Origin of the sequence: Roseivivax lentus, assembly GCF_900156805.1 — a bacterium.
In the GTDB taxonomy this organism is placed as follows: domain Bacteria; phylum Pseudomonadota; class Alphaproteobacteria; order Rhodobacterales; family Rhodobacteraceae; genus Roseivivax; species Roseivivax lentus.
The window spans coordinates 1-6,434 of the sequence record NZ_FTOQ01000034.1 but is presented as its reverse complement, the minus strand read 5'-3'; the positions used below and the strand labels follow the sequence as shown (position 1 = coordinate 6,434).

General features: G+C 53.0%; 1 protein-coding gene and 1 pseudogene. One reads left to right on the top strand and one right to left on the bottom strand.

All coding sequences use genetic code 11. From position 1 onward, the window contains the following. On the bottom strand, positions 1-4,814 hold a 4,814-nt coding region (locus tag BW990_RS20815; protein ID WP_143526320.1), incomplete at its 3' end, for a Calx-beta domain-containing protein. 401 nt (positions 4,815-5,215) lie between these two features. Between BW990_RS20815 and BW990_RS21170 the strand changes: the two are divergent. Then, a pseudogene (locus tag BW990_RS21170) lies at positions 5,216-6,012 on the top strand (transposase); the annotation flags it as partial. Between the last annotated feature and the right edge of the window lie 422 nt (positions 6,013-6,434).

The window sequence follows — 6,434 nt, the reverse complement described above, 5'->3', positions numbered from 1 at the left end:
GCCACGCGCAGCTCGCCAGAGCTCTCACCGTCGTTCCAGAGCATCCGGAGCGCGACCTGGTCCCCGCCATAGGGCAGCGGCCCGTAGTCGAGCGTGTCGAAGGTGAAGTCGTCGAGCGTCAGATCGCTGAAGACAATCCGGTCGGCTGACCCGCTGCTCGCCGTTTCGCCCGAGAGATAAAGCCTCCCGGCGTCCTTCGCGTAGTGATAGGTGTCATTACCGGCGCCTCCGTCCGCGTATTGGAAACTGCCATTCCCCGCGCCCACGTCGAGATCATCGTTGCCCGCTCCGCCCGAGACCCGGTCAGTGCCGGCTCCGCCGTCTATATGATCTTGACCGTTACCTCCAATTAGGAGGTCACCACCCCTCCCACCAAAAATCAAGTCAGCGTCGGCACCCCCTCGGATTTCATCGTCGCCATCGAATCCCCAGAGCTCATCGTTGCCCTCTCGCCCCTCCAAGATATTCTGAGCATTGTTGCCCGAAATCGCATTTGGCTTTGTGTTCCCCACACCATAGACCGGCGCAGCTCCTGTTAGAACCAAATCGTTATCCTCGTCACCCATTTGGTATGAAATACTCGAAACGAGAACTCCATCCCCGTAAAAGGGACTATCAGGCACACCGTCATCGTTCCGGATCACGGCGTTAGCTGTCGACGTCCTCAAGCCAAAGCCATCGCTTGGATCGGAAAGCCTTACTGTGAAGCTTTCATCGTGCTCTGGAAACGCCTCACCAGCTACTGAAACCGAGATGACTCGCTCTGTTTCTCCAATGTCGAAGATAAGTTGACCACTTGGGAATTGATCCCCTACAAAATCAAACCTTGACGCTGCGTTGAGGCCACTACCAGACACTTGCCAAGATACGGTCGCCAAGTTCCCACTTTGACCCTCAGGGCGTGAAATGCTGAACTCGAATTCTGTTGACCCGCCCGTACCTTCTGCACGCGAGCCGCCAATGTCTTCAATATCAAACTCGGCGATAGGTGAAACATCATTATCAAAAATAACTGCTGGAAGGGCGTATTCCGATTGTCCATTTGGCAGCAAGGCGCCGACGACATTGGTAATCACAAATTCAAAGAGCTCCGTTGGCTCTGGCAGGGCATCATTATTTGCCCCCACAAAAGAAACTTCAGAAGAATCATTCGCCCTAAGGACCTTTGACTCAATAAGTGTCTGACCTCCGAGATCGTCGGACGTGGCACTGATCGACCGAAATTCAATATCATAAGAGATGTCATAGTCCACCCCATGTGAGACCTTCACGCCCACCACGAGCGGGCTGCCACCTTCCATCATTCCACCAACTGCACCAAATGGGAGCGAGGTCGGATTCAGATTGAGCCCATTCTTCAACTCCGGAAAAAGTATAGGTACCTCTCCCTCTGCGGGACTGCCTCTCAATTGGGCACTGTAAAACCCAACCGGCGTTTCTGGTACAGCATAGACGAGATGATACGTACCAACCGGAAAAACATAATTGTCGCCAATCCCATCTACGCCACCGGCATCGAGATAATCGAAGCTAGACATATTTGCATGTAATAAGTTTCCGCCTGCGTCGAATATCAGGACGGGTGCGGGACTATTAGAGCTTATTGGAATTGGTTCGGCGACTTCTACCTCAATCGCAAACAAGTCTGTCTGTGTCTGCAAATCGAAAAATAGATCAATCGCGGAGTATTTCTCCAGTTCTCCCACCCGAACCGAGCGATTAGTAATCACATCGAATGGTACTGACGCTTGTGGAAAAACGTCATCATCAAAAATGACCACGCCGGTATTCCAAGCCGAACGGTGTGAATTTCCGAAGTAGCCGTTTACTGGATCCTCGAGGCGGATCTGTACGCCTTCGAGACCTTCCGAGGTTGTATCTCCCAACACTTCAATATTGAGGTTGGCCGTAACACTACCAGCTGGAATCGTAAGCACACCGGTACTAGTCACGAAGTCTTCACCAGGCGTCGCGTTCGTTCTATCACGAAACTCATAGGCCATCGATACGTCGACCGGCATTACCTTTGAAAGGTGTACTGGAACCTGCACGACCTGCAAGCCGTTTGTCTCCATCACGGCAACTGCATTCGACGTAATCTGCGCGGGGTCGGGGCCGTCATCGTTCAGGATGAGGGTTGAAGCATATTCGTTTAGAATGACCGTATTCGGATAATCTGAGACTCCGCTCAGTCTCAGCGTAAATAGCTCATCTGGCTCATTTACAGCATCAGCGCGAAGCCGGATGTCAGCGATGTAGCTGGTCTCACCGATCTCGAAGAGCGGGGATGTCCCCAAGAAGAACGTGTCTTGTTGATCGTCCGCAACAGTAGGATAATCTAGCTTGAGTTCCCTTAGGCGGAACTCCGTGACTTGTGCGAGGTCACCAGTCCGTGTGATCTCGAATTGCATCTCTGGCCTCAGAGTATCAGAAGTGCCCTCAAGAATTTCGCTCTGTAACGGCCTGATACTAAGGTAAACCTCCCCGCCCTGAGGCGGCAATGTGCTGCCATCATCGTTGAGTATGGCAGCATAGGATCGGTCGTTTGTGACAATTGCGGTGGCATCGCCGGATCGTAGCCTGGCCTCGAAGTACTCGTCAGCCTCTTGGGTCGTGTCACTCGTGACAAAGATGTCGACCCCAATGCGATCATCGCCGGGATCGAACGAGCCGGAAATCGCAGGAAAGCTCCCACCATCAAAATCAGCTGAATTAGCGGCATTGGCACCATAGCCGGATACATCGATTCTGAAATCGGTCTGCTGGCTGAGGTCGCCCGTGCGTTGTACGGTGAAGTCGTACTTCACTGTGGCTCCGTCGGACCCTTCAAACTGGCTTTCATCGCGGCTTTCGATGGTCAAATAAACCGGGCCATCGGGTTCTTCGGGCGGTTCAGGCTCAGGATCCGGCTCGGCCGCGGTGGGACTGTCGTCGTCGCGAATGTATCCCTTTTCTATAACGAAGGCACCACCACGCGCCAACTCGGCTCCTGTCACGTTTGAAACAAGAAAATTAAGGTATTCGTCTGGTTCTTCCAACCTGTCGCCGAAAACCGTGATTGGAATCGACTTCAGTGTCTCACCAGGATTGAAGATTATGGTATCGATGGCGAACTCGAAATCTGTTCCCGTAGTCGCCAATCCGAGACTATTGCCGCCTGTTGCTGAGTAAATGAACGACACTGGAGTGGAGGACGCCTGGCCAAGTTCCACCTCGAAGCGTAGCGTGCGGGAGCCAGTGTCACCCTCTGCGATGCTCGCACCCCTGACATGCATGAGTGGGAGCCCGCTTGGAGAGCTCGACGGTGTGTCCGGGTTCTCGATGGGGTCCGGATCAGGCAGATTTTCTTCAATAGGCGCTACAGTCAGAAAACGATCAGTGTATGCGTCGAAATAATCTGCGACAGAGTTGAATAGCCTGTTATCAAACTGAAGTTTCTCGATGCTGACGACGCGGTCGGTTGATCTGTCAAACTGCGTCAGTTCCAGATGGAAATCCAGCACTGAGGTCGTGGACAACGGGCGGTAAAGTTCCCAGTTATATTCAAATACAGCTACGTCCCCGGAACCACCTTCGCCATCTAAGTGATCACTGCCAAGGCCGCCATGTAAGGTATCATTGTTTGCACCACCAAAGAGCTGGTCATTGCCGCCCTCGCCCCAAAGGGTGTCCTCTCCCGCATCACCGTAAAGCCGGTCATTGTTCAATCCGCCGAATAATTGGTCGTCATTGTCCTCACCTGCCAAAAAATCATCGTTTGCACCACCAAAGAGCGAATCATCTTCACGACCGCCATACAGGGAGTCGTTTCCTGCCCAACCATGTATCTCATCGCTGCCATCTTCACCAAACGCCTCATCATGCCCTGCGCCAAGGTCGATCAGATCTCGCGCACCTCCGCCGTAAATCCTGTCATCGCCTTCTTTCGAAAAAATTGCATCTCGCCCAGATCCCGCATTGATTTCATCGCGTTGGCCTGTTCCAATCGTAACGTACCAGTTCTCAATGCTTTGCGAGATTTCCGTTCCAAATGTCGCTTCAACGAAATTTGAGCCACCGTAGTAGCCAAAAATATTCGCGACAGAGTCTTCATAAGTTGAAATACTATGTTCGTCGATATACGAAGAGAAATTAGTTATAGATATGTTCGAAACACTGCCTGCTTCTGGACGACTCACCAGAAGGTTTTCGCCTACACCACTTACACCGGAAGCTGATGAGGTAATATTGACAACCCCGTCATCCGTGTGGTCTACAGAAAATAAATTTACTGGTCCAAGAAAATTCTCAGATAAACCCGGGCTTGCAAAAACAACTCCCTTTAGATGAGGCGCAATATCTCGATAAACTATTCCGTAAGATGCCATAAACTTTTCGGCCAGCGCCCCACCCAAGCTATGACCGGTGATGGTGATTTCCGAAAATGCACTTACCCCACCATTGCGCTCGATATACCCCCAGAATGCCTCGATAAAATTACTGAGAAGCGCGTAATGCTCATCAAAGTTGTTTTCCGGACTGGAGAAATTGTCTTCCCAATCTTTTTTTTCATCAGTCCCTCGAAAAGCTAAGGCTATTTCGTCTCCCTTTATAGCAATAATTGCTTGCGCATTCTCATTACTAAACAACACAGAGTTAGCGCCCTCGGGAAAGTATAGGAATGAATCTACTTCTTCAAATCCCAACTGATCACTACTCAATGCCTCCCATCCACTAATCGATAAGACATTTTGGATTTCAGTTGAATTAGAATTATAGGCTGATTTTGCAAGTAGCAAAGCATCGGCATAGTTTCGTGCTGTAAGAGATGGCACTGAATGACCTCATGTATGAAATTATTGAAAATGGCATTCTCCAAGTCGTCTACCATTTAACTGAATTGTGACCAGGATATATGCGCGGTTCAAGTGATTTTTGCCGTGGCGGAACTCTGTTGCAGAAAGCACATGGTACTTTTGGTTCCGCTACCCGGGCCAATTCTGGGTGGGAATCAACAGCTCCACGCCCTTCAGAAGTTCGTCCAGCAGTTCTTCCAAGATGGTCATCCATGCTTCCATTTGCTCAAGCATGGACCGGCTCAGTCATACACAAAAGACCGGACAATCTCTGGTCGGTCCAGCTCAGGATGGCCTGGCTGGTGAACTCCGGGTGACCTGCCCCCCGCGAGATCCCTCAGTCTGATGTAGAGTCTGCTCAACCGCGAAGGAGCAGATGAATGAGGAAGAGCCGTTTCACCGAGGCGCAGATAATCGGGATGATCAAGGAGCAGGAGGCCGGGATGCCGACGGCGGAGGTGTGCCGCAGGCATGGTCTCAGCCCTGCAACGTTTTACAAGCTGAAGTCCAAGTATGGTGGCATGGAGGTTTCCGAGGCCGCCAGGCTGAAGGCGCTGGAAGACGAGAACGCCAAGCTCAAGCGCCTGCTGGCCGACACCATGCTCGACAATGTCGTCCTGCTGGGAAAGAACTGACGACATTGACCAGGCGGCGAGAGGCGGCGCTCAGGGCAATGCGAAATCATGATATCTCGCAACGCCGGGCCTGCCAGCTTGTCAGTGTCGATCCCAAAACTGTCCGGCGCACACGCCCGCCGGACTGCCCCGAGATCCGCGAGGAGATGAAGGAGATCGCCGGGAAGCGGCGCCGGTTCGGTTATCGGCGGATCGGTATCCTGCTCGAGCGCAAGGGCATGCTCATGAACCACAAGAAGCTTTATCGGCTCTACCGAGAAGAAGGACTGTCGGTGAAGCGACGGCGCGGGCGCAAGCGGGCCCGTGGGTCACGCACGCCGATGCCGGGGGCGGCGCATCCCAATGCCCGCTGGTCGCTCGACTTCCTGGCGGACAGCTTCGGTGCCTCGCGCAAGTTCCGCATTCTGGCGGTGATTGACGATTGCTGCCGGGAGAACCTGTGCCTGACCGCCGACACCAGCATCTCGGGCGCACGTGTCGCCCGCGAGTTGGATGCGCTGGTGCGGATCTACGGAAAGCCCGCTTGCATCGTCAGCGATAACGTCCTATGTCGGGAAAATCTGGCTGGTTAGGTCAGCAGGTCATGAGGCATCCGGTGTCCCGGACGCCCTCTAACGGTTGCCCAGACGGGCTCTGCCGTCAAGAAATGATCTCTTCCATAGCAAACACAGGGTACGCGCGCTGGCGGCCCTCACCGTCCTTAATACGAGATCCCAAATCCCAAGCAGAAGGCCCGAACATTATCTACGAGGTCAGCAAGCTGCCTCCACGGCTCATGTCAGAGAGAGGTCCTTCCGCCTGGGCTCACCCCCTCGAAGAAGGGGCGATAGGGTTCGCCGTATTTGACCACGGCGTGTACGGTGCGCGCCATTGTCTGACGTCAGCGCCCACCGGACAGATTTAGGGTTTTTAGCAATGGAGGATTTCTGGTTCATCGAAGCCATCAAGGAGCGAAGATGAACAA